At 67.7% G+C, this 20,283-nt stretch carries 21 protein-coding genes and 1 pseudogene; 12 read left to right on the top strand and 10 right to left on the bottom strand.

The window, feature by feature from the left end:
- Positions 1-13: 13 nt before the first annotated feature.
- Positions 14-1,669 carry a hypothetical protein gene (locus HNP02_RS16760; protein ID WP_184440797.1) on the top strand — a complete coding sequence of 552 codons (1,656 nt, stop codon included), beginning with the start codon at positions 14-16 and terminating at the stop codon, positions 1,667-1,669.
- Here the strand turns inward: HNP02_RS16760 and HNP02_RS16755 are convergent.
- Positions 1,666-2,826, bottom strand: coding sequence for a glycosyltransferase family 4 protein (locus tag HNP02_RS16755; RefSeq protein ID WP_184440364.1), 1,161 nt, complete (start codon positions 2,824-2,826; stop codon positions 1,666-1,668). The genes HNP02_RS16760 and HNP02_RS16755 overlap by 4 nt on opposite strands.
- A 115-nt stretch (positions 2,827-2,941) precedes the next feature.
- On the opposite strand from HNP02_RS16755, the gene HNP02_RS16750 reads away from it, so the two are divergent.
- The 3 genes from HNP02_RS16750 to HNP02_RS16740 all read left to right on the top strand — a co-directional run bounded on the left by HNP02_RS16750 (position 2,942) and on the right by HNP02_RS16740 (position 5,510).
- Entirely contained in the window at positions 2,942-3,688 is a 747-nt protein-coding gene (locus HNP02_RS16750; RefSeq protein WP_184440796.1) for a class I SAM-dependent methyltransferase, read from the top strand.
- Positions 3,689-3,743: 55 nt separating this feature from the next.
- A complete protein-coding gene (locus HNP02_RS16745) occupies positions 3,744-5,219 on the top strand; it encodes an aldehyde dehydrogenase (RefSeq protein WP_184440363.1) in 1,476 nt (491 codons plus the stop codon).
- A gap of 69 nt (positions 5,220-5,288) precedes the next feature.
- Complete coding sequence (locus tag HNP02_RS16740; protein WP_184440362.1) at positions 5,289-5,510, top strand: hypothetical protein; 222 nt, start codon at positions 5,289-5,291, stop codon at positions 5,508-5,510.
- Between the two features lie 10 nt (positions 5,511-5,520).
- Here the strand turns inward: HNP02_RS16740 and HNP02_RS16735 are convergent, their stop codons facing one another.
- From HNP02_RS16735 to HNP02_RS16725, 3 genes are read right to left on the bottom strand one after another with little or no spacing between them, the layout of a single operon-like run.
- Positions 5,521-6,237, bottom strand: coding sequence for a DUF6199 family natural product biosynthesis protein (locus tag HNP02_RS16735; protein ID WP_184440361.1), 717 nt, complete (start codon positions 6,235-6,237; stop codon positions 5,521-5,523).
- A 46-nt stretch (positions 6,238-6,283) separates the two neighbouring features.
- Complete coding sequence (locus HNP02_RS16730; RefSeq protein ID WP_184440360.1) at positions 6,284-8,119, bottom strand: acyl-CoA dehydrogenase; 1,836 nt, start codon at positions 8,117-8,119, stop codon at positions 6,284-6,286.
- A gap of 53 nt (positions 8,120-8,172) precedes the next feature.
- On the bottom strand, positions 8,173-8,307 hold the full coding sequence (locus HNP02_RS16725; protein ID WP_255506593.1) for a hypothetical protein: 135 nt from the start codon (positions 8,305-8,307) through the stop codon (positions 8,173-8,175).
- 169 nt (positions 8,308-8,476) lie between these two features.
- On the opposite strand from HNP02_RS16725, the gene HNP02_RS16720 reads away from it, so the two are divergent.
- From HNP02_RS16720 to HNP02_RS16710, 3 genes are all read left to right on the top strand, one after another.
- Positions 8,477-10,174: a hypothetical protein gene (locus HNP02_RS16720; protein WP_184440359.1), complete on the top strand. Its 1,698-nt coding sequence runs from the start codon at positions 8,477-8,479 to the stop codon at positions 10,172-10,174.
- Positions 10,175-10,354: 180 nt separating this feature from the next.
- Positions 10,355-10,492, top strand: a complete 138-nt coding sequence (locus HNP02_RS16715) for a hypothetical protein (protein WP_184440358.1) — start codon at positions 10,355-10,357, stop codon at positions 10,490-10,492.
- Positions 10,492-11,115 carry a TetR/AcrR family transcriptional regulator gene (locus HNP02_RS16710; protein ID WP_255506592.1) on the top strand — a complete coding sequence of 208 codons (624 nt, stop codon included), beginning with the start codon at positions 10,492-10,494 and terminating at the stop codon, positions 11,113-11,115. The genes HNP02_RS16715 and HNP02_RS16710 overlap by 1 nt, the downstream gene beginning before the upstream one ends.
- 17 nt (positions 11,116-11,132) lie before the next feature.
- Here the strand turns inward: HNP02_RS16710 and HNP02_RS16705 are convergent, their stop codons facing one another.
- The 4 genes from HNP02_RS16705 to HNP02_RS16690 form a co-directional block, all read right to left on the bottom strand.
- Positions 11,133-11,654 (bottom strand): dihydrofolate reductase family protein, encoded by a 522-nt coding sequence (locus HNP02_RS16705; RefSeq protein WP_184440357.1) that lies wholly within the window; start codon positions 11,652-11,654, stop codon positions 11,133-11,135.
- Position 11,655: 1 nt separating this feature from the next.
- Positions 11,656-12,570 (bottom strand): helix-turn-helix domain-containing protein, encoded by a 915-nt coding sequence (locus tag HNP02_RS16700; protein WP_309241584.1) that lies wholly within the window; start codon positions 12,568-12,570, stop codon positions 11,656-11,658.
- A gap of 129 nt (positions 12,571-12,699) precedes the next feature.
- On the bottom strand, positions 12,700-13,125 hold the full coding sequence (locus HNP02_RS16695; RefSeq protein ID WP_184440356.1) for an SRPBCC family protein: 426 nt from the start codon (positions 13,123-13,125) through the stop codon (positions 12,700-12,702).
- Positions 13,122-14,072, bottom strand: coding sequence for an NAD-dependent epimerase/dehydratase family protein (locus HNP02_RS16690; protein WP_184440355.1), 951 nt, complete (start codon positions 14,070-14,072; stop codon positions 13,122-13,124). The genes HNP02_RS16695 and HNP02_RS16690 overlap by 4 nt, the downstream gene beginning before the upstream one ends.
- A gap of 95 nt (positions 14,073-14,167) precedes the next feature.
- Between HNP02_RS16690 and HNP02_RS16685 the strand changes: the two genes are divergently transcribed.
- From HNP02_RS16685 to sigJ, 4 genes and pseudogenes are all read left to right on the top strand, one after another.
- A complete protein-coding gene (locus tag HNP02_RS16685; RefSeq protein ID WP_184440353.1) occupies positions 14,168-15,127 on the top strand; it encodes a GlxA family transcriptional regulator in 960 nt (319 codons plus the stop codon).
- 129 nt (positions 15,128-15,256) lie between these two features.
- A pseudogene (locus HNP02_RS16680) lies at positions 15,257-16,405 on the top strand (acyl-CoA dehydrogenase family protein); the annotation flags it as partial.
- Complete coding sequence (locus HNP02_RS42765) at positions 16,382-17,440, top strand: acyl-CoA dehydrogenase family protein (protein WP_375373685.1); 1,059 nt, start codon at positions 16,382-16,384, stop codon at positions 17,438-17,440. The pseudogene HNP02_RS16680 and the gene HNP02_RS42765, both read left to right, overlap by 24 nt.
- Before the next feature lie 82 nt (positions 17,441-17,522).
- Positions 17,523-18,443 (top strand): RNA polymerase sigma factor SigJ, encoded by a 921-nt coding sequence (gene sigJ / locus HNP02_RS16675; protein ID WP_184440351.1) that lies wholly within the window; start codon positions 17,523-17,525, stop codon positions 18,441-18,443.
- Here sigJ and HNP02_RS16670 read toward each other — a convergent pair.
- Entirely contained in the window at positions 18,427-18,855 is a 429-nt protein-coding gene (locus HNP02_RS16670; protein ID WP_184440349.1) for a hypothetical protein, read from the bottom strand. The two genes, sigJ and HNP02_RS16670, sit on opposite strands and share 17 nt — an antisense overlap.
- A gap of 101 nt (positions 18,856-18,956) precedes the next feature.
- On the opposite strand from HNP02_RS16670, the gene HNP02_RS16665 reads away from it, so the two are divergent.
- Positions 18,957-19,391 carry a carboxymuconolactone decarboxylase family protein gene (locus HNP02_RS16665; protein ID WP_184440347.1) on the top strand — a complete coding sequence of 145 codons (435 nt, stop codon included), beginning with the start codon at positions 18,957-18,959 and terminating at the stop codon, positions 19,389-19,391.
- Here the strand turns inward: HNP02_RS16665 and HNP02_RS16660 are convergent.
- Positions 19,388-20,245: an arylamine N-acetyltransferase gene (locus tag HNP02_RS16660; protein ID WP_184440345.1), complete on the bottom strand. Its 858-nt coding sequence runs from the start codon at positions 20,243-20,245 to the stop codon at positions 19,388-19,390. The genes HNP02_RS16665 and HNP02_RS16660 overlap by 4 nt on opposite strands.
- Positions 20,246-20,283 lie beyond the last annotated feature (38 nt).

Below are 20,283 nucleotides of genomic sequence, written 5' to 3'. Positions count from 1 at the left end.
GTCACTGTTGGTGATGGCGCCGCTGCTTGCGCCGGGCTACCTGTTGATTCGCGACGCCGTGTCGACGCCGCGGTCGTACCTGTCCGACGCGGCGCTTGGGTTGTCCGAAGCCGCGCCGCGGGCACTGCCGCAGGACTTCGCAATCGCCCTGGCCTCACACGTCGTCGACGGCGGCGTGGTGGTCAAGGCACTGCTCATCGCCGGGCTGTGGCTGGCCGGGTGGGGTGCCGCCCGGCTCACCGCCGTAGTGCTGCCCGACGCTGGGCTGCCGGGGCAGTTCGTCGCGGTCACGCTGGCCATCTGGAATCCGTATGTCGCCGAGCGCATGTTGCAGGGGCATTGGAGTCTGCTGGTCGGCTACGGCTGCCTGCCGTGGGTTGCGGCGGCAGTCCTTCGCCTGCGCGCCGGCGACGGCAGCTGGTGGCCACTGCTGTTCTGGACGGCGCTTGCGGGCCTGACGCCGACGGGGCTGCTGCTGGCCGCCGCCGTCGCAGTGACGTGCAGTCTGGCGCCGGGGCCGGGCCGGCCGCGCTGGGCATGCACGGCGGTGAGCCTGGGCAGTGCGGTGCTGGCGGCGCTGCCGTGGCTGGTCGCTTCGGCGGTCGCCGGGTCGCTCCCGTCGTCCCAGGCGGAGGGAGTTGGCGCGTTCGCCGCGCGTGCCGAACCGGGACTTGGGACGTTGTTCAGCCTGGCCGGGCTCGGTGGCATCTGGAACGGTCAGGCCGTACCCGGTTCGCGGACAACGCTTTTCGCGGTCCTGGCGACCGTGGTTCTGCTCGCCGTCGTGGCCGTCGGCCTGCCGAGCGCACTGCGCAGGCCCGCCGCGGTGCCGCTGCTGGCGTTGGCTGCCGTCGCGGTCGTGCTGCCCGCGTTGATGGCGACGGGCCCCGGTCTGGCGTTCGTCGAGTCGACCGTGCGGACGCTGCCTGGTCTGGGGTTGGTGCGCGACGCGCAGAAGTGGGTCGCGTTGGCGATGCCCGGGTACGCCGTCGCCGGCGCGGGCGTAGTCGTCACGCTGCGGCACCGCATGCCCGCCGTGGCCACCGCCGTTGCCTGCTGCCTGGCGCTTCTGGTCGTGCTGCCGGACCTGGCGTGGGGGGTGGGCGGCAAGGTCGCCTCGGTGCGCTACCCGCAGGGATGGGCGACGGCGGCCGCGCTGATCAACGCAGATCCCCGGCCGGTCGCCGTGCTGCCGCCGGACAGCATGCGGAACTTCGCCTGGGCAGGGGCCGCACCGGTGCTCGATCCGCTCCCGCGCTGGGTGTCGGCGGACGTGCTGGCCACGGGTGACCTGATGATCGGCGGCAGGACGGTTCCCGGTGAGGGCGTGCGGGCGAGGGTGGTGCAGCGATTGCTGACCTCGGGCGCCGACGCCGCGGAGGTCTCGCACGCGGGCGTCGGCTGGGTGGTGGTCGAGTCCGGCGGCGCGCCGCTGGCACTGCCGGTCGCCTACCGCGACGACGACCTGACGCTGTATCGGGTCGGGGGCGAGCGAAGCGACGGGGGAAGGGTCGGGGGCGAGCGAAGCGACGGGGGAAGGGTGGGCGGTGATCATCCGGCGTCGGCACACCGCGGCGTGCTCATCGCCGCGCACCTGATCTGGCTGGCGGCGTTGATCGTCGGCGCGACCGGATCGGTCATCTCGATGCGCCGGGCATCCCGCAGTTAAACGATGCCGCTGACCATCCGGCCGGCAAGCACCGACTCGAGCACCTCGTGCATGGCGTCGGCGCTCTGCCGCCAGGAGAACTCGCCACTGCGCAGCTGAGCCTTCACGCCGAGTTGCTCGCGCAGCACGTCGTCGCCGAGCAACTGCTCCAGCCGGGCCACCAACTCGCGCTTGTCGTCGACGAGCACGCCAGTCACCCCGTCCACGATCGAATCGGTTAGCCCGCCCGAGGACCGGTAGCCGATGGTGGGCACCGCGTGCTGGGCCGCCTCCGTCACGGCAAGGCCCCAGCCCTCCTTGCAGGACGGCAGCAGATGCACCCAACTCCGTTGCAGCAGTTGGTGTTTCGTGAGTTCGTCGACGTGGCCGTGGAACGTCACCGCATCCGATACGCCCAGCAGGTCGGCGTGGTCGACCAGACGGTCCTCCCACCAGCCGCCGCCGACGACGTCGAGGTGCAGATCGGGCAGGTCCTGGCGCAGGCGGGCGACGGCGTCCAGCGCGTCCTCGATCTGCTTGTGCGGCACCAACCGCGACAACACGACTATCCGCGGCGTCGCCGACTTCGGCAGATCGAGCGTTTCCGCGGGCGCCTCGTCGAGTCCATTGCGCACGACCGCGACGCGGTCGGCGTCTACGCCGAGATCGGTCAGGTCGCGCGCCGATGGCAGGGACACCGTGACGTACTGGTTGCGCCGATGCAGCCACGGCGACACCGTCGACTCGACGAACCATCCCACCTTGCTCATCAGCCACCCGGCCACCGGCCACAGCTCGCGGTGGCAGTGGTGCACGAGCACCGTCACCCGTCGCCCGAAGGCGAGCCGGGCCATGAAGGGCAATCCGTTCTGGGTGTCGATCACCACGTCGGGCCGCGCGTGCCGTAGCGGGCCGAGCCCGACGCGGGCCAGCACCATGGCCAAGCCCGCCCAGACGTAGACGGTGTACGGCCCACCGGCCCGGTCGATCCGCACGCCGTCGATGACCTCGCGCCGTTGCGCGCCCGGATAGCGTGCGGTGCGCAGCGTCACCTGCACCCCGGACGCGGCCAGTTGCGCGCCGATGCGCTGAAGATACGTTTCGCTGCCGCCGCCCTGGGGGTGACCGGTGTCGCGCCAGCACAACAGCAGCACGGAGCGCACACGACGGTCGGACATCGTGTCGAGGATAGCCGCTGGTTACTGTTCCTCCGTGCCCGATGCTCCTCGCGCAAGCGCTCGTCGGAAGCCCGTCACCGACCTGTTCTCCCGCCGGGCCACTCTGGCGCGATCGATGCGCCTGCTCGCCGAGTTCCGCTTCGAACAGCGTGATCCGGCCCGCTTCTACGGCGCACTGGCCGACGACACCGTCACACTCGTCACCTCGCTGTGGACCTCATTGCACGGCACGGCACCGACCGGGCGCACCCTGCTCGACGTGGGCGGCGGCCCCGGCTACTTCGCCACCGCGTTCACCGACGCCGGGCTGAACTACGTGGGAGTGGAACCGGACCCAACCGAGGCGCACGCCGGAGCCGCGCTGGCGGCGACATCCAGCAAGAGTCCGGCAGGAGAGCCGGGCGCAGGCACGTTCGTCCGCGCGTCCGGCACGGCGCTGCCGTTCGCCGACGACAGCGTGGACGTCTGCCTGTCGTCGAACGTCGCCGAGCACGTCGCGCAGCCGTGGCGACTGGGCCGCGAGATGCTGCGCGTCACCCGCCCCGGCGGTCTGGTGGTGCTGTCCTACACCGTCTGGCTCGGCCCGTTCGGCGGGCACGAGACGGGGCTCTTCCACTATTTGGGTGGCCGCCGCGCAGCCGATCGATACGCCCGCAGGCACGGTCATCGACCGAAGAACGACTACGGCTCGTCGTTGTTCGCGGTGTCGGTCGCAGGCGGCCTCGAGTGGGCGGCCAGTACCGGGACGCTGGTCGCCGCATTTCCCCGCTACCACCCGCGATGGGCCTGGTGGATGGTCCGCGTTCCGTTGCTGCGGGAATTCGCGGTGAGCAATCTGGTGCTGGTGTTGCAACCGCACTGAACCCATGAACTGGAACAGGTTCTCGTTTCACGATTCGATGGGTAATGTGATGCTCATGACACAGAGCACTGCCTTCAAGACCGAGTGGGACAAGCTGTTCATCGGCGGCAAGTGGGTCGAGCCGGCCACGTCCGACGTCATCGAAGTGCACTCGCCCGCTACCGGCGAGCTCGTCGGCAAGGTGCCGCTGGCATCCGAGGCCGACGTCAACGCCGCGTGCGCAGCGGCCCGCAAGGCCTTCGACGAGGGCCCGTGGCCGCACATGTCGCCCGACGAGCGTGCCGCCGTGCTCGGTGCCGCCGTGAAGCTGATGGAGGAGCGCGCCGACGAGCTGAAGTTCCTGCTGGCCGCCGAGACGGGTCAGCCGCCGACCATCGTCGACATGATGCAGTACGGCGCGGCGATGGCGTCGTTCAACTTCTACGTCGGTGCCGCGGACAAGTTCACCTGGCAGGACATCCGCGACGGCATCTACGGGCAGACCCTGGTGCTCAAGGAGCCGATCGGTGTCGTCGGCGCGGTCACGGCGTGGAACGTGCCGTTCTTCCTGGCTGCCAACAAGCTGGGCCCCGCGCTGCTGGCCGGCTGCACCGTCGTGCTCAAGCCCGCCGCCGAGACCCCGCTGTCGGTGTTCGCGATGGCCGAGATGTTCGCCGAGGCCGGGCTGCCAGAGGGCGTGCTGTCGATCGTGCCCGGCGGTGCTGAGACCGGTCGCGCGCTGACCGCCAACCCGGAGCTGGACAAGTTCACCTTCACCGGCAGCTCTGGCGTCGGCAAGGAGGTCGCCAAGATCGCGGCCGAGAAGCTGAAGGCCTGCACGCTGGAGCTCGGCGGCAAGTCCGCGGCGATCATCCTCGAGGACGCCGACCTCGATTCGACGCTGCCGATGCTGGTGTTCTCCGGCCTGATGAATTGCGGCCAGGCCTGTGTGGGCCAGACCCGGATCCTTGCGCCGCGGTCGCGCTATGACGAGGTCGTCGAGAAGTTGTCCGCTGCCGTCGCCGCCATGCCGATCGGCTTGCCCGACAACCCGGGCGCCATGATCGGCCCGCTGATCTCGGAGAAGCAGCGCGAGCGCGTGGAGGGTTACATCAAGAAGGGCGTCGACGAGGGTGCCAGGATCGTCACCGGCGGTGGCCGCCCCGAGGGCCTTGACAGCGGATGGTTCGTTCAGCCAACGGTTTTCGCCGACGTGGACAACTCGATGACCATCGCCCAGGAGGAGATCTTCGGGCCGGTCCTCGTCGTGATCCCCTTCGACACCGAGGACGACGCGATCCGCATCGCCAACGACTCGGTGTACGGCCTGGCGGGCAGCGTGTTCACCCAGGACTTCCCGAAGGCCATCGAGATCGCGAAGAAGATCCGCACGGGCACCTACGCGGTCAACATGTACGCGTTCGATCCTGGTGCGCCGTTCGGTGGCTACAAGAACTCCGGCATCGGCCGCGAGAACGGGTGGGAAGGGATCGAGGCGTACTGCGAAGCCAAGAGCGTGCTGCTGCCGTTCGGTTACACGCCGGACAGCTGAGTTTCAGTTTCGTCGGATACGGTAACCCTCCCGTTTTCAACAATTGGTTCAAACGACGAGGAGTTACGCATGGCGGTATCCGTTGACCTGGCCAAGGCACTCGACAAGGCGTACGAGGACAAGTCGCTGAAGGACATTCTGGAGGCGTCACCGGCGGCGCTGGCCGGGGTGACCGACGCCGACGCCAAGCACCTCGAAGAGGCGTTCAACATCAAGACAGTGCGCCAGTTCGGTGAGAACAAGTACTTCGCGATTGCCGCAGCGCTGGCCGCGGTCGAGAACGCCGGCTAGCACCGGTCCATCAGCCGGGCACCTGGTCCCCGAGCGGACCCGGCGCTTCGGCCAAGCGGGGCAGCGGCGTATCCGCCTCGGGGTTGCTGGTGAACAGCTTGGCCGACGGAGACACCGGCCCGATGACGTAGGACCGCCGCACTTGGTGGCCGCGAGTCGCGTTGCAGTCGTAGTTCATTGGCAGCCCCGCCGTCGATGTCGGCGACCAGATCAGGTCGACGTCGACGGTGACGTGGTCGGTGCCCGCTCCCTGCACGTTCGGCCCTAGCTCGCACGGCGCTGGGGGCGGCGGGTTGCCCGCCGGGATCTTCGACGCGACCTCGGGCGCCCAGAAGTAGACGGTGGCGATCAGCGTGCCGTCGGGTTGCGGGCTGGTGAGGTAACCGATCATGGCCAGCGACCCGCGGGTCATCACCGGCGGAGGCATGAAGGCGGTGGGCGGTGGCAGCGAGAATGTCGTCGATGGGCGCGACGAGTACGTCGGGCGCGTAGACGTCGTCGACGCCGAGTCGACGGAATCGGGTCTGGTGAAGGCCAGCACGGCCAATAGCACCGTGAGCGCGGTGGTTCCGATCGCGCCGAGATGGTAGGCGAAGTCGCTGGGCTCGTTGGCCTCGGGGTTGCGGAACTTCCAGCTCTCCGTGGCACGCCACAGCTCTCGGGGCTTGAACCACATCAGGAAACTGACGGGTACGCCGATCAGCAGCACCACGATGCCCAGTCCCATGCATCGACCCTAGGGCGGTTCGGCGCGCGATTCTGACACCAGTCGACTAGAAGGCGGCTTCCGATAGGTCCATCGCCGTCAGGTCGACGGCCTCGACCATCCTGCGTTCGGCCGACAGGCGCGGGAGCACGTTCTTGGCGAAGAAGTTCGCCGCGGTGACCTTGCCCTCGTAGAAGGCACGGTCCCGGTCGGAGGGGCCTTCGTCGATCGCCTTCAGTGCGACCTCGGCGTTGCGCAGCATCAGCCAGCCGATCAGCAGGTCGCCGACGGCGAGCAGGAACGGAACCGATTCCAGCCCAAGGCGATACAGGTCGCGCGGGTTCTGTTGCGACGCCATCAGGTAGCCCGTCATGGTGACCACCATGGCCTGCAGGTCGGCCAGCGCGGTGGCCAGCGCCTCGCGGCTCTCGGCGAGTTCGGGATGTGCGGACTCGGCGTCGAGGAAGGCCTGGATCTGGCCCGCCACGTGACCAAGTGCGCCACCGTGGTCGCGGGCGATCTTGCGGAAGAAGAAGTCCTGCGCCTGGATCGCCGTGGTGCCCTCGTACAGCGAGTCGATCTTCGCGTCGCGGATGTACTGCTCGATCGGGTAGTCCTGCAGGAATCCCGACCCACCGAAGGTCTGCAGCGACTCGGTAAGGCATTGATAGGCGCGCTCGGAACCGACGCCCTTCACGATCGGCAGCAGGAAGTCGTTCACGCGTTCGGCCATCCCGGCGTCCGCGCCGGATACCAGCGCCGCGGCGGCGGGGTCCTGGTGGGCGGCGGTGTAGAGGTACAGCGCGCGCAGTCCTTCTGCGTAGGACTTCTGCACCATCAACGCCCGTCGCACGTCGGGGTGGTGCACGATCGTGACGCGCGGCGCGGTCTTGTCGGTCATCTGGGTCAGATCGGCGCCCTGGATGCGGGCCTTGGCGTACTCGAGGGCGTTCAGGTAGCCGGTCGACAGCGTGGCGATGGCCTTCGTGCCCACCATCATTCGCGCATATTCGATGATCTTGAACATCTGCGCGATGCCGTTGTGCACGTCGCCGACCAGCCACCCGACGGCGGGCTTGTCGTGCTGACCGAACGTCAGCTCGCACGTCGCGGACGCCTTGAGGCCCATCTTGTGTTCGAGACCCGTGACGTAGACGCCGTTGCGCTCGCCGGGGTCGCCGGTCTCGGGGTCGGGCATGAACTTCGGGACGAGGAAGAGGCTCAGCCCTTTGGTGCCTGGCCCTGCGCCCTCGGGGCGGGCCAACACCATGTGCAGGATGTTCTCGAACAGGTCGTCGGTGTCGCCGTTGGTGATGAAGCGCTTCACGCCGTCGAGGTGCCAGGTGCCGTCGGGTTGCGCGACGGCCTTGGTGCGGCCTGCGCCGACGTCCGAGCCGGCGTCGGGCTCGGTGAGCACCATGGTGGCGCCCCAGTTCCGGTCGATCGCCATGGCCGCCCAGTGCTTCTGCTGCTCGTTGCCGACGTGGTGGAGGATGTCGGCAAGGATCGGCCCCGCGAGGTAGATGAAGGCCGCGGGCTGGGCGCCGAGCGCAAACTCGTTGATGGCCCAGGCCAGCATGGCAGGCGCGGGCACGCCGCCGATCTCCTCGGACAGCCCGATGCGGAACCACTCACCCTGTTGCCAGGTACGCAATGACTTCTTGAACGGCTCGGGCACGGTGACGGTGTGCGCGTCCGGGTCGAACGTTGGCGGGTGGCGGTCGGTCTCGGCGAACGCCTCGGCGAGGGGTCCCTCGGCCTGCTTGGCCGCCTCGTCGAGCATCTGCCGCACCGAGTCGGGGTCGAGATCGCCGAATTCGCCGGTCGCCAGAACCTTTTCCAGGTCCAGAATCTCGAAGAGGTTGAACTCGAGATCACGCACGTTGCTCTTGTAGTGACCCATGGCCGCGCCTTTCGCGATCGAATAGCGCCACCCAGCCTAGCTGCGACTACCGGTCAGTAGCCACGAAATTGGGCGGCCCGACGCTCGATGAACGACTGCACGCCCTCGGCCGCATCGGCGGTGCCGAACAGGCGGACCACCTCGGGCCGGAGCCGGTCGACGGCAGCCGACTGGTCGTGCTCGATCACGGCGAAGTGACCAATGGTCTGGTGTGCGACGTGGTGGAGGTTTGACCTGATTCTGCGCCCGCTTGTATGGGCGCGTTAGCACGCAACGGGGCGGTCGACGCGGTCGGTTGAACAGGGCGTGATGCCGGTCCGGCCGGGGTTGTCGGTGCCGACGGTCAGGATGTAGGGCATGGGTGAGCGTCGAGCGCTGCGCCGGATCGGTGATCCGGTGGTGGCGGTCGCGCCGGCGGGGGTGCGGGTGCGGACCCGGATTCACCTGACTGATACCGAGGCGGTCGTGCTGGGGGCGATCGGGGCGTTTCTTGGGTCGGTGTACCGGGCGGAGTTGACCGCACGGGTGGAGTTGGGTCGACTCGATCGGCCATGCCATGGGCGATGGCGCGTGGAGCGCAAACAGGCGGTCACTGCGGTGGCCTCGTCGCGGTGGGCTGGGGCGATCACCCGGGCCGTGGAGGACCAATACCAGTTGGGCATGCGCGCCCTGAGCGCCCATGTCGCCGATCTTCGCCAAGCTGTCGAGGTGCTCGAGCAGCGATGCGCGCTGCGCCCAGGGCAACAAGATTGCATGCCCACCGCCCGCGGCCTACGGCGCCGCAGTGGTTACCGATCGGCCAATGAACGGTTCGCCAAAACCCGCAGACTGGCTGTGCTGCGAGCCCGGCTGGTTGTTGCCGAGGGCGCCTTGTCCTCTGGTCGGCCATCGATCACGGTGGGCGGGAAACGCTTGTGGCGAAACCGTAACCACCTCGCCGAGGCGGATATGACTGCACAGCAGTGGCGGGCACGCTGGGATGCGGCACGGATGTTTCTGACCGCCGATGGGGAATCGGGCAAGGCTGGCGGCAACGAAACCATCCGCGTCGACGAGACGGGTCGGCTGCGGATCAAGGTCCCGGCCGCCTTGACCGCCCAATACGGAACCCATCTCAACATCGGGGCACAAGTGGCGTTCGCCCACCGCGGCGCCGAATGGGCCGAGCGAGTAGGCGGCCGGCGTGCGGTGCGCTACGACATCAGCTACGACTCTTCCCGTGGTCGTTGGTATCTCGATGCGTCCTGGAAACAGGACGTGCTCACAGCGGCGCCCTCGATCGAGGACCTGCGCACCGGGCCGGTGTTGGGTGTCGATCTGAACGCCGATCACCTCGCATGCTGCGTGCTCGACAGGTCGGGTAACCCCGTCGGGGAACCCATCACGATCCCGCTCGACACTGCCGGATTCGCGGCTTCGCGGCGCGATGCGCGGGTCCGCGCGGCGATCACCGCCCTGCTCGATACCGCGGCCAACGCTGGGTGTGCCGCGGTGGTCATCGAGAACCTCGACTTCGCCGATGCCCGCGCCGCCGGGCGCGAGACGATGGGCCGCGGCACCCGAGGGAAACGGTTCCGCCGCGCCGTCGCCGGGATCCCCACCGCGCGTTTCCGTACCCGACTGACCTCTATGGCGGCCCGCCGCGGCATCGCGATCATCGGGGTGGATGCGGCTTACACCAGCAAGTGGGGTGCCCAGCACTGGGCCAAACCCTTGCAACAACAGACTTCCGAACCGGTCACCCACCATCACGGTGCGGCGACCGCGATCGGTAGGCGTGGCCTCGGATTGAGGATTAGGCGACGGCCGGCAGGACCCCGCACCCGACAGAGGATGCGTGTGGGCACTCCACCGGCCAGGCCCGATCAACAACCGGACCACGTTGGCAGGCACGGCAGTTCCGACCCACCGCGACGCACACGATGCGCACCGGTCCACCGGAAAACACCCGCCTCCCGCGGCCAACACCGTTCGGGCCGCGACCGAGCAGCACCAACACCCACTGCTGCTCACTCCCAAGGAACGGTCGGAGACGCTGGTCATGGGATGGAGTGAACCTCCTTCGACCAAATTATGCAATATAGCATAATTCTGATTGTGAGACTTTGGACGTCATCCGGGACCGCAGGCCTGCGTACCTGCCGATTGTTCAGTACGGGATGTGACGGGGAATACATTCGTTGCCCCCGAGTGTTGTGAGTTCTATGCTTTTGCTCATAGCCAGGGAGGCACCCCATGTGGATCGTTGAGGTCAACGTCCTCGGTCGCAGGTTCACCTACCAAACGCACGACCATGCCGAGAAGCTCCGGCACACCCAACGCACCGTGCAGTCGCGCCTGGCGCAGTTTCGGCACGTGCGGACCGCCGCCTGATGCCGGCAGCCGTCACCAAGAGCACCAACAAGCGGGGTGCCACCAGGATCCGGATGCTCCTGAGCGCCGCCGAGGTGATGCGCGAACGCGGCGCCGCCGGTGTGACGATCGACGAGGTCCTCACGCGCAGCGGTGCGCCGCGCGGGTCGGTGTACTACCACTTCCCCGAGGGCCGCAACCAGATCCTCACCGAGGCCCTTCGGTTCGCCGGTGACGCGATCACGGCGACCATCGACGGGGCCGAGGGCGGAATTCCCTTGGTGCGCAACTTCGTCGAGTTCTGGGAGCACTCGCTGGCCGAGAGCGACTTCAATGCGGGATGTCCGGTGGTCGCGGCCGCGATCGGCTCGGCCGACGACGACCCCGCGCTGAGCCTCGTCGCAGGCGAGATCTTCGATCGCTGGCGCGCCGCGCTCAGCCGCGCGTTCGTTGCCGACGGCTTCGACGACGCCGACGCCGGATCACTCGCGGTGACCTGCATCGCCGCCCTTGAGGGCGCAGTCGTGCTGTGCCGGTCCACCCGCAGCGCCGATCCGTTGCGCGACGTCGCCCAGCAGCTCGAGTTCCTGATCAAGTCACGGGAATTCGTGCACCGCTACGGCCTGCCCGCCGTCGAGCACTAAGTTTTGGGCTTCCATTTCTACAAGGAAGCCCAACGCGCACAGACGAAGTCGCCGTTGACCGCACTCTCCTCCAACCGCCACTCCGATCGAAGCGGCAGCACCGGCGCCCCCGTGCCCAACGAGCAGGGCGCGTAGCTCACGATCATCTCGTCGATCAATCCAGCAGTGACGAACTGCGCAGCCACCTGGCCGCCACCGACCACCCAGACGTCCCTGCCCGCCGCCGCCGACACCAATTTGGGTTGCAGCTCGGCGACGTCACCCTCGAACGTCTGCACCGGATGGCCCGCCTCGACGATCTCGGGGCGGCTGGTCAGCACCCACGACGGCTGCTCGTACATCCAATCCCCTGGATGGTTCTTCACGATCCACTCGTAGGTAGCCGAGCCCATCACCAGCGACCCAACGGATTTCGCGAACGCCTCGTAACCGAACGGACCGTCGGCGTCGATCGCCCGAGACGTCAACCAGTCCAGGCTGTCGGCGTCGTCGACGATGAACCCGTCCAGGCTCGACGCGGTGAAGTACACGGTGGCCATCTCAGTTTCCCCTCATCCAGTCCAGCGGGTCGCCCATCTTGGTGCGAATTCCGTGGCGCCCCAGCATGATGCGGGCAAGCCCCCGCCTCAAGGCGGAGTAGGTCAAGACGTGCGCGACGATGCCGTACAGCTGAAACGACTCCGGCGGATCGCACAAGGCGTCGATCACCGTGTCCGCGAGCCGACCCTGATCGGCGTAGTCGACGACCATCGCGGTCCACCGCGATGCGACGTCGTCGTGGTCGGCGGCCAATTGATCCGGCGGCCGCAGGTCGGGGCGCGTCGGCAGATCGCGGCCCTCGATGCTGGCCAGCCACACCTCCTTGGTCCACACGATCGCGCCGAGCACCGCCCCTACACTCGGCTCCTCGCCGTCCCAGTCGAGGACGACCTGGCCCGGTGAAACTGGTTCGGCCCATTGATCTTCCGACAGTTTTGCGCCGCAGGAGATCAGGTATGCGGTGTCGGCGACGTCGTGCGCCATCATCAACCGCGATACGTCGGGTTGGCTGGCGTCGGCGTCGGCGTCCAGCCACAGCGACTGCGGCGGGTGGAAGTGCACTCCGTTGGGCGCGGGTAGCCGGAACCCCACCTCCGAGGCCTGCGACGGCGGCACCCCGAACGTCCGGCGGAACGCGCGCGAGAACACTTCCGGCGAGGACCAGCCCTCGTCGACTGCAACCGCGGCGACGCCCTCGCCGCGCTGCAGCCGCCAGGCCGCACGCTCGAGCATCACCCGCCTGCGCAACGCTGCGGGCGGCTCGCCGGTGAGCCGACTGACCTCCCGGGAGAAGTGGAACTCAGAGGCGTGACTGCTCCGTGCCATCCCTGCGACGTCCGTGTTCTCACCGCCGACGACCGCGTCGAGCAGCTCACGCAGTCGATCGCGACCAGGGGACGTCGGTTGCACGCTCACGATCACCGAGTATCGTCGCGCGCCCCGACGAACGACATGACTTTTCCTGCTGCGTTCGCGGAGCGACAACATCGTCACCCTGCGATTGTGGATGCGTATCCGGTCTGCCGATGCACTACTTGGACGGCATCATACACCAAACCGCCGTTGCATCAACGCGATTCCTTCCACGTAGACGGCGCGAATCGCGTCCGCGGCCTCACGTTCAGCTCCATCAAGGGGGACGAAGCACCCGGTCCACTGCAATGCGCATCGGTCGGCGGAAACTGCAGTGAGCGCAATGGTCGCCTGGTAGTCGGATATGGGGAACGGTCCGGTGACCAACATCGAGTATCGCGTCCGGAAGTTGTCCTCGTCGATCTCTTCAAGCCGCTCCAACAGGAACTGTCCGTCCACCCGGACAGCGCGGGTCATGCCCACTCCCGCGCCGCTAATCTGCACGTTGCCGTTGCGTGACGCGACGAGCATCTCGGCGAAGCCGGCGAAATCAGCGACCAAGCTCCACACGTGGGGCGCCGGCACTCCGAACTCGCACGACTCCCGTACTTCAGTCACGAGTTGATTCCGCCCTGCGTCGCGATGGGACCCGACGAGCCCAACAGTCCGTCTTGCAGGATGTCGGTGAGCGGAGTCGGACTCAGCCCGAACTCGCGTTGCATGCGGGAGGAGTCCACGATGAACGGCTTCTGCAGCTGATACTGCATCTCGGGCAGCTCTCGCACCACCTTTGAGGTCAACGCCGCCGTATCCAATAGCCAGCCCGGCATCCGATATAGCTTGGGTGCGCGCACATTCGCGCAGCGGGCCAGTATGTCGGCCAACCTGCGGGCGGATACGGCGTCATTGGTCGGGGCGTGCCAGGCACGTCCCGAGGCGCGCTCGCTGGCACCCGCGGCGATCAAGGCTCGAGCGGCGTCGATGGTGCCGGTCCAGCTGTGGGGTGCGTCGAGGTCGGCGGGAAAGAGAGCGGTCTTCTGCGCGAGAATCTTCGGCGCGACCATGATCGTGAAGACCGACATCGCACCCCGGCCGATGAAATCGCTGGCCCTTACCTCGGTTACCCGTACCCGTCCGGCATCGTGTGCGGCCTTGGCGTCAGCCCACATTTCTGCCCGCAGCGCACCCTTGACCGAATTGGGCCGCATCGGAGTGCCCTCGGTCATCGGCGCGTCCACGGGCCCGTAACCGTAGAGGTTTCCCAGCATCACGTAGTCCACGCCGGTGGTGATCGCCGCATCCAGCAGGGCGGCGGCCAGCGGGGGTAACTGCGTGGGCCATAGGTGATATGGCGGTGCGGCGCAATTGAACATCGTCGCGGCGCCGCTGATCGCCGTGACCAGTTCAGCGGTATTGGTCGCATCGAGGGCGACGCGTTTGATGCGCGGGTGAGACGGTCCGCTGCCTCGGCGGGTGATCAACCGCACTTCATGCCCCGCTCCGGCGAGCAACTCGGCGGTTGCGACGCCGGCACCACCGGCACCGACAACGACGTTCAACGACATGGCTTCTCCCTTGCGTGTGTGGGTGCGCCTCACTATCGCCAGGGGAGATCGGCTACGGTAGTGGCTCGAATGCCATAGATGCGGAGGTTCTGGCCATGCATCAAATCGCCGTGGTCGCCGTCCCTCCTGTCGGGGCGTTTGAACTGTCGATACCGGATCTGTTGTTCAGCGGCGTGGACATCGACGGCCGTCCCGCGTACGCGATCCACACGTGCACGTCAGAACCGGGATCTTTGGCGACCCGCGGAAGCTTCGACGTCGTTGTTACCCGCGGCCTCGACGCGATCGCCCAAGCCGACACCGTTGTGGTCGCAGGAACCGGTGCCCGCGAAGAGTTCGCCCCAGAGCTGTTGTCTGCGTTGCAAGATGCGGCCGCACGGGGAGCGCGCATGGCATCGATCTGCACCGGCGTGTTCGTGTTGGCCGAGGCAGGCCTTCTGGACGGACGTTGCGTGACGACGCACTGGCGCTACGCCGACGAACTGTCACGAGCCTTTCCGCGGGTGCGTGTGCGACCGGAGGTGCTGTACCTCGAAGACGGCCCGATCGTCACCTCCGCCGGTCTGGCTGCTGGTATCGACCTGTGTCTGCACCTGATCCGTACCGATCACGGTGCGGCGGTGGCCAACACGGTGGCTCGGCTGGCAGTTGTCGCCCCGGTGCGGCCCGGCGGGCAGGTGCAGTTCGTCGATACCCCTGTCGCATCGACCAGCTCCACCACCCTGGACCGCACCCGCGCGTGGGCGCTGACCAGGCTGCAGGATCAGCTCACGCTGGCCGACCTGGCCCGCCACGCCAACATCAGCATCCGCACGCTCAACCGCCGGTTCCGTTCCGAAACCGGGCTCAGCCCCCTGCAGTGGCTGCTGCAACTGCGGGTGGACCGCGCTAGAGAACTGCTGGAAACCACCGACCTCCCGCTGGGCGTGATCGCTCACCGCAGTGGCATCGGGACCGTCGACTCTCTGCGCGACCACGTGGTCCACAAAACCGGGCTGACTCCGAGCGCGTACCGCGCCTCATTCACCCACTCCCCTGGCCAATCAGCCGGATAGCGCCCCCGTCGCCTGCACGCACACGAGACCCGGGCCGAGGTCAGGCGGTCGCTCGGGAAATGCCGCGACGTTCCGGCTCTTCCTGCTGCATTCGCCGCCGAAAGGCCGAGCACTAGACTCACCACTCCAGTGAGCGAATTCGATGCACTGTGCGCCAATGACGCCGAACTGGCCGAACTGCGGTCGGCCATCCGGGACTTCCTCGCCGCCGACCGCGAGCGGTTCGGCTGGCAGCCCGCCGTCGACTGCTGGCTGTCGCGATGGGACACCGACTTCAGCGCGCGCCTCGCCGACGCCGGGTTCATCGGGCTCACCATCCCCGCCGAGTACGGCGGCCGCGCACCTGCGGATGGCGCCGGCTACCTGCACCGCTACGTGGTCACCGAGGAACTGCTCGCCCAGGGCGCCCCGGTCGGCGCACACTGGATCGCCGATCGGCAGGTGGCCCCGGCACTGCTCACCTATGGCACCGAGGAACAGCGCCGTCGCCTGTTGCCGAAGATCGCGGCGGGGCGACTGTACTCGGCGATCGGCATGAGCGAGCACGGCGCGGGATCCGACCTCGCCGCGGTGCAGACCAAGGCGACGCCCACTGACGGCGGGTGGGTGCTGAACGGCACCAAGGTGTGGACCAGCGGCGCGCACCTCGCCCATCAGATGGTGGTGCTGGCCAGGACCAGCCCGCGAGATCCCGAGCACCGCCACGCGGGTTTCAGCCAGTTCATCGTGCCGACCGATGCGGCCGGGGTGACCATCGATCCGATCATCCTGATGGACGGCGAGCACCACTTCAACGAGGTGCAGTTCGACGACGTCGCGCTGTCCGACGCCGACGTGCTCGGTGACATCGGGGACGGCTGGCACCAGGTCACCGCGGAGCTCGGTTTCGAACGCAGCGGACCCGAACGCATACTTTCCACCGCCACAATGCTTTTCGACGTGGCCCGCAGCCTGGCTCGGCAGGGCGACACCGACGACCGCACCGCCGCAGAGATCGGCGACCTGATGGGCCGGATGATCTCGCTGCGCCAGATGTCGGTATCGGTGGCGCGGGCGCTGACCGACGGCCAGGACGCCGCGGCACGCGCCGCCATGGTGAAGGACCTCGGCACCCGCTTCGAGCAGGAGTCCGTCGACGTCGCCGCCGACCTGATCGACGGCGTCGAGGCCCCGGATGCCACCCGCCTGCGCGCGATGCTGGCCACCGCGCGGGTGCACTCGCCGCTCTTCACGCTGCGCGGCGGCACCAACGAGGTGCTTCGCGGGGTGGTCGCCAAGAGCCGCGAGGTGCAGCAGGGGGCACCCGGGGACGAACTCAGCCAGCTCGTCGACGACGTGGGCCGCCGTGCCTTCGACGCCAAGCTGGGCCAGCGCGGCCTGCCGGACGAACTCGACGTCGACCTGTGGCGCACGCTCGAGGAGACCGGGCTGACCCGGCTGACCAGTGCCCAGGACGCGAGTCTGCAGGAATCAGCGGTGGTGCTCGAAGGGCTGGCGCGCTGGGCGGCGGCGGTGCCGGTCGCCGAAACCGACCTGCTCGCAGCATGGTTGGCGGGGCAAGCGGACCTCGAGGTGCCCGAGGCCGGCCCGCTGTCCGTCGCGATCGCCGATGCGCGGGCCGTCGACGGCACGATCGCGGGCACGGCCGCCGGCGTACCGTGGCCCCGCTCCGGCCCAGTGCTGCTGGCCGTGCGTGGTGACGACGCCACCTTCGTCACGGTCCTCGACGGCGCCGAGATCGTCGATTCGTACACCTTGGCCGGTGAACCGCGCGGCGCGATCACCTTCGACGTATCGGTGGCCGACACCGTCAGGCTGTCCCGCGCCGTCGGCGACGAGCTGGTGCGCCGCGGCGCCTGGGCGCGGTGCGTGCAGATCCTCGGCGCCTTCTCCGCGGCCGCCGACCTCACGACCAAGCACATCGGCGAGCGCCAGCAGTTCGGCCGCCCACTGAGCAGGTTCCAAGCCGTCCAGCACGCGCTGGCCGGGATGCTCGGCGAGATCGAGCGGTCGAGGGCTGCAACGGCTTTGGCTACCGCTGCAGCGTCCGACTTCGGGTTCGACAGCAGGCGAGCCGACTACGCCGTGACGGCGGCGAAGGTAGCGGTGGGTCGCGCGGTCGGCCCGGTCACCACCATTGCCCACCAGTTGCACGGCGCCATCGGGACCACCATGGAACATCCCCTGTGGCTGGCCACCATGCGCGCCAGGAGCTGGGCCGACGAGTACGGCACGACGGGCTATCACGCGAAAAGGCTTGGGCGGATGGCGCTCTCGGGCGACGACCCGTGGGATCTGGTCGTCGGCCGGTAGTCGAGCGCGAGCCGAGACGCACCCGTGTAGTGATCCAGAGCACGGCCTGTCACACATCGAGACTCCGCGGTGTCTCATATGTGTGACTGCACTTGGCATCGAACATACCGTGGACCGTCGGCTGCTCATCAACGTGGCGTACCGCCTCCTCGGCACCATGACCGACGCCGAGGACGTGGTGCAGGAAACCTACGTGCGGTGGTACCGGCTGACCGACGAGCAGCGCGAAGCCATCGAATCGCCCCCGGCATGGTCCGTGCGCGTGGCAACGCGCATCTGTCTCGACATCCTCAACTCTGCGCGACGGCGCAAGGAACGCTACGTCGGGCCGTGGATACCCGAACCGGTCCCCGGGCGGGAGCTCGTCGAATCATCGTCCGCCACCACTGATCCGGCCGATCTGGTCACCCTCGACGAGTCGGTAACGATGGCGGTTCTGGTCGTGTTGGAGTCGATGACTCCCGCCGAACGGGTCTCGTTCGTGATGCACGACATCTTCCAGTACTCGTTCCGGGAGATCAGCGAGATCGTCGGCCGCTCCGAGCCTGCCTGCCGTCAGCTCGCGTCGTCGGCTCGGCGCCGAGTCAATGCCGCCCGGCCTGCGCCCGCGGACGCGCAGCGACATGCCGCCACCGTGATCGGCGTGAAGGCCGCGCTCGAGCGTGGCGACGTCGACGCGATCATCGGGTTGCTCGACCCGCAGGTGACGGCCATCAACGACGGTGGTGGACGCGTGCGGGCCGCGCTTCGGCCGGTCCTCGGAGCGGACAAGGTGGCGCGCTTCCTCGTCGGTGTGCTCAAGAAGGTGCCGGGGATCGAGATGTCGGTCGTCGACGTGAACGGCGAAGCCGGGCTGATCCTCCATGTCGACGGCTCGCCGATGGCCGTCGCCGCGATGGAACACCGCGATGGACTGATCACTCAGATCTGGATGGTGCTCCATCCGGACAAACTGGGCTTCTGGACCGACGCCCGGGAGTCGACGACTACGCGGATTGCGTGACCTTCGCGGGTTGTCGAGCCGGGATGAAGAGCGCCACGCTCGCCAACAGAATCACCGTCAGCACAATGGCATTCAGGACCTGGTCCCTTGGGGAATACATCCCCAGCATCTGCATGTGGTAGATGAAGTGCAACAGATTGAAGACCGTCCAGGTGCCTGCGGTGACCTTGACGAGCGTGGTGTTCGCGATGTGGATGATCGTCAGAACGCTCAGAAGCGTCAGCCCCAGGAACATCGCACCGACGTCCTTGGCGAAGTGCTCGTTGTACGGGCCGAGTTGAGGAAGCCAGCTCAGCCCCATGCCGGGAAAGGTGTCATACCAGTTGCGCGGCGCCACGTACGCCCATAGGCCCGTGACGGCCCCAGTGGCGGCCAAGAAGGCGAGCAGTCCGCGTTGCAATGAAGTGTTCATGCCCCTATGACCCCGTAGCAGCCCGGTATGTGACGGCTTGAAAGCCGATGTGAGGCAGCTCACACGGATCACGATTCCGGGTGCTGCCTCGTCAAGAGGTCATGACGAAACCCAGCCTTCTGAGCTCAGCTGTGCCCGAGGCGTATCAGGCGATGTTGACCCTCAACGAACAGTGCGACAAGGCCGCCGCCGAGGCCGGCATCGAACCGTTGACCGTTGACCTGGTTCGGATTCGGGTGTCCCAGCTCAACGGCTGCGCGTTCTGCTTGCGGATGCACGTACGTGACGCCTTGGAGAAGGGTGAAAGTACCGACCGCATCGCGGTGGTGTCCGCATGGCGCGAGACCGCGTACTTCACCGAGACCGAACAGGCCGCACTCGAGATCGCCGAGGGGATCACCCGCATCTCCGAAGTGGGTGGCGAGGACAGCGCGGCGCTCACGACGCAGCAGGCGGCGGTACTGAAGTGGATCGCCATCACGATGAACGCGTTCAATCGAATTGCGATTGCTAGCCACTACAAGATCGGGCCCTAGGTGTCGAGCACCGCATCGACGCGTGCCTCGACGACGGAGCGGTCGCCGAGGTCGTCGAGATCGATGCCGAACCGCTCGGTCAGGGCGTCGAGCACCTGCGCGGCGGTGTCGAACCGGATCCGCTCGGTCCCGCCGTCGCGGTGGATCGCCAGGTTCCGGCCGCGCAAGTTCCTGCGCTCGTCGTCGGTCACCAGCGCCACCGTCAGCCCGGTGACGAAGTAGGACTCGGGATGCGTTGAGACATACCAACTCCCGACCTCGAGATCGATTCGCGGTTGCGGCCGGGTGGTGAACCGGTAGAGCGGCTGCCATTCATCGCGAACCTGGGCCTGCAGCGTCAGCTCAGTGCCATCGGAGCCGTCGGCGACCAACCGGTACGGCTCGTGGCGCGTGGACTGCACGGGCCCGGCCTCCAGTCGGATCGGCGACGTCAGCGTCTGACCGCCAAATCCGACGTCGACCAGGAATGGGCCGCCGTCCACGCCGGGGATCGTCACCGACAGCACGGTGTGCGTCATCGCGGGCAACGGCGCGTCCGGCTCCTTCATCCAGACCACGCGGCCGGCGAAACGCTCGATGCCGTAACCCAATTCCTCCAACACGTAGCCCATCAGACCGTTGTGCTGGTAGCAGTAGCCACCGCGACGGCGATGCACCAGCTTGTCGGTCAGCGCGGCCGGGCCGAGGTCGGCGACCGGAACGCCGGTGAGCGGGTCGAGGCACTCGAACGGGATCGACCGGTTGTGCGCGGCCACCAGGCCCTGCAGCGTCTCCAGCGTCGGATCCGTCGATCCCCCATACCGGACGCGGTCGAGGTACCCAGCCAGATCCAGTTCCGAGGCGACGGTCGTCATCGATCCATCGTGCGACCTCAACGGCCGTTCAGGTCAAG

Origin of the sequence: Mycobacterium sp. AZCC_0083, from assembly GCF_014202335.1 — a bacterium.
Lineage (GTDB): Bacteria > Actinomycetota > Actinomycetes > Mycobacteriales > Mycobacteriaceae > Mycobacterium.
Note: the sequence above shows the minus strand (reverse complement) of the source record. Positions and strands in the feature narration are given on the sequence as shown.

Coding starts and splice junctions, on each gene's coding strand:
- HNP02_RS16755 (WP_184440364.1), bottom strand. CDS start 2,826: ATGTCCGACCGTCGTGTGCGCTCCGTGCTGCTGTTGTGCTGGCGCGAC.
- HNP02_RS16750 (WP_184440796.1), top strand. CDS start 2,942: ATGCGCCTGCTCGCCGAGTTCCGCTTCGAACAGCGTGATCCGGCCCGC.
- HNP02_RS16660 (WP_184440345.1), bottom strand. CDS start 20,245: ATGACGACCGTCGCCTCGGAACTGGATCTGGCTGGGTACCTCGACCGC.
- HNP02_RS16685 (WP_184440353.1), top strand. CDS start 14,168: ATGCATCAAATCGCCGTGGTCGCCGTCCCTCCTGTCGGGGCGTTTGAA.
- HNP02_RS16735 (WP_184440361.1), bottom strand. CDS start 6,237: ATGGGACTGGGCATCGTGGTGCTGCTGATCGGCGTACCCGTCAGTTTC.
- HNP02_RS16710 (WP_255506592.1), top strand. CDS start 10,492: ATGCCGGCAGCCGTCACCAAGAGCACCAACAAGCGGGGTGCCACCAGG.
- HNP02_RS16720 (WP_184440359.1), top strand. CDS start 8,477: ATGGGTGAGCGTCGAGCGCTGCGCCGGATCGGTGATCCGGTGGTGGCG.
- HNP02_RS16690 (WP_184440355.1), bottom strand. CDS start 14,072: ATGTCGTTGAACGTCGTTGTCGGTGCCGGTGGTGCCGGCGTCGCAACC.
- HNP02_RS16760 (WP_184440797.1), top strand. CDS start 14: ATGGCGCCGCTGCTTGCGCCGGGCTACCTGTTGATTCGCGACGCCGTG.
- HNP02_RS16745 (WP_184440363.1), top strand. CDS start 3,744: ATGACACAGAGCACTGCCTTCAAGACCGAGTGGGACAAGCTGTTCATC.
- HNP02_RS16705 (WP_184440357.1), bottom strand. CDS start 11,654: ATGGCCACCGTGTACTTCACCGCGTCGAGCCTGGACGGGTTCATCGTC.
- HNP02_RS16740 (WP_184440362.1), top strand. CDS start 5,289: ATGGCGGTATCCGTTGACCTGGCCAAGGCACTCGACAAGGCGTACGAG.
- HNP02_RS16715 (WP_184440358.1), top strand. CDS start 10,355: ATGTGGATCGTTGAGGTCAACGTCCTCGGTCGCAGGTTCACCTACCAA.
- HNP02_RS16670 (WP_184440349.1), bottom strand. CDS start 18,855: ATGAACACTTCATTGCAACGCGGACTGCTCGCCTTCTTGGCCGCCACT.
- HNP02_RS16730 (WP_184440360.1), bottom strand. CDS start 8,119: ATGGGTCACTACAAGAGCAACGTGCGTGATCTCGAGTTCAACCTCTTC.
- HNP02_RS16665 (WP_184440347.1), top strand. CDS start 18,957: ATGACGAAACCCAGCCTTCTGAGCTCAGCTGTGCCCGAGGCGTATCAG.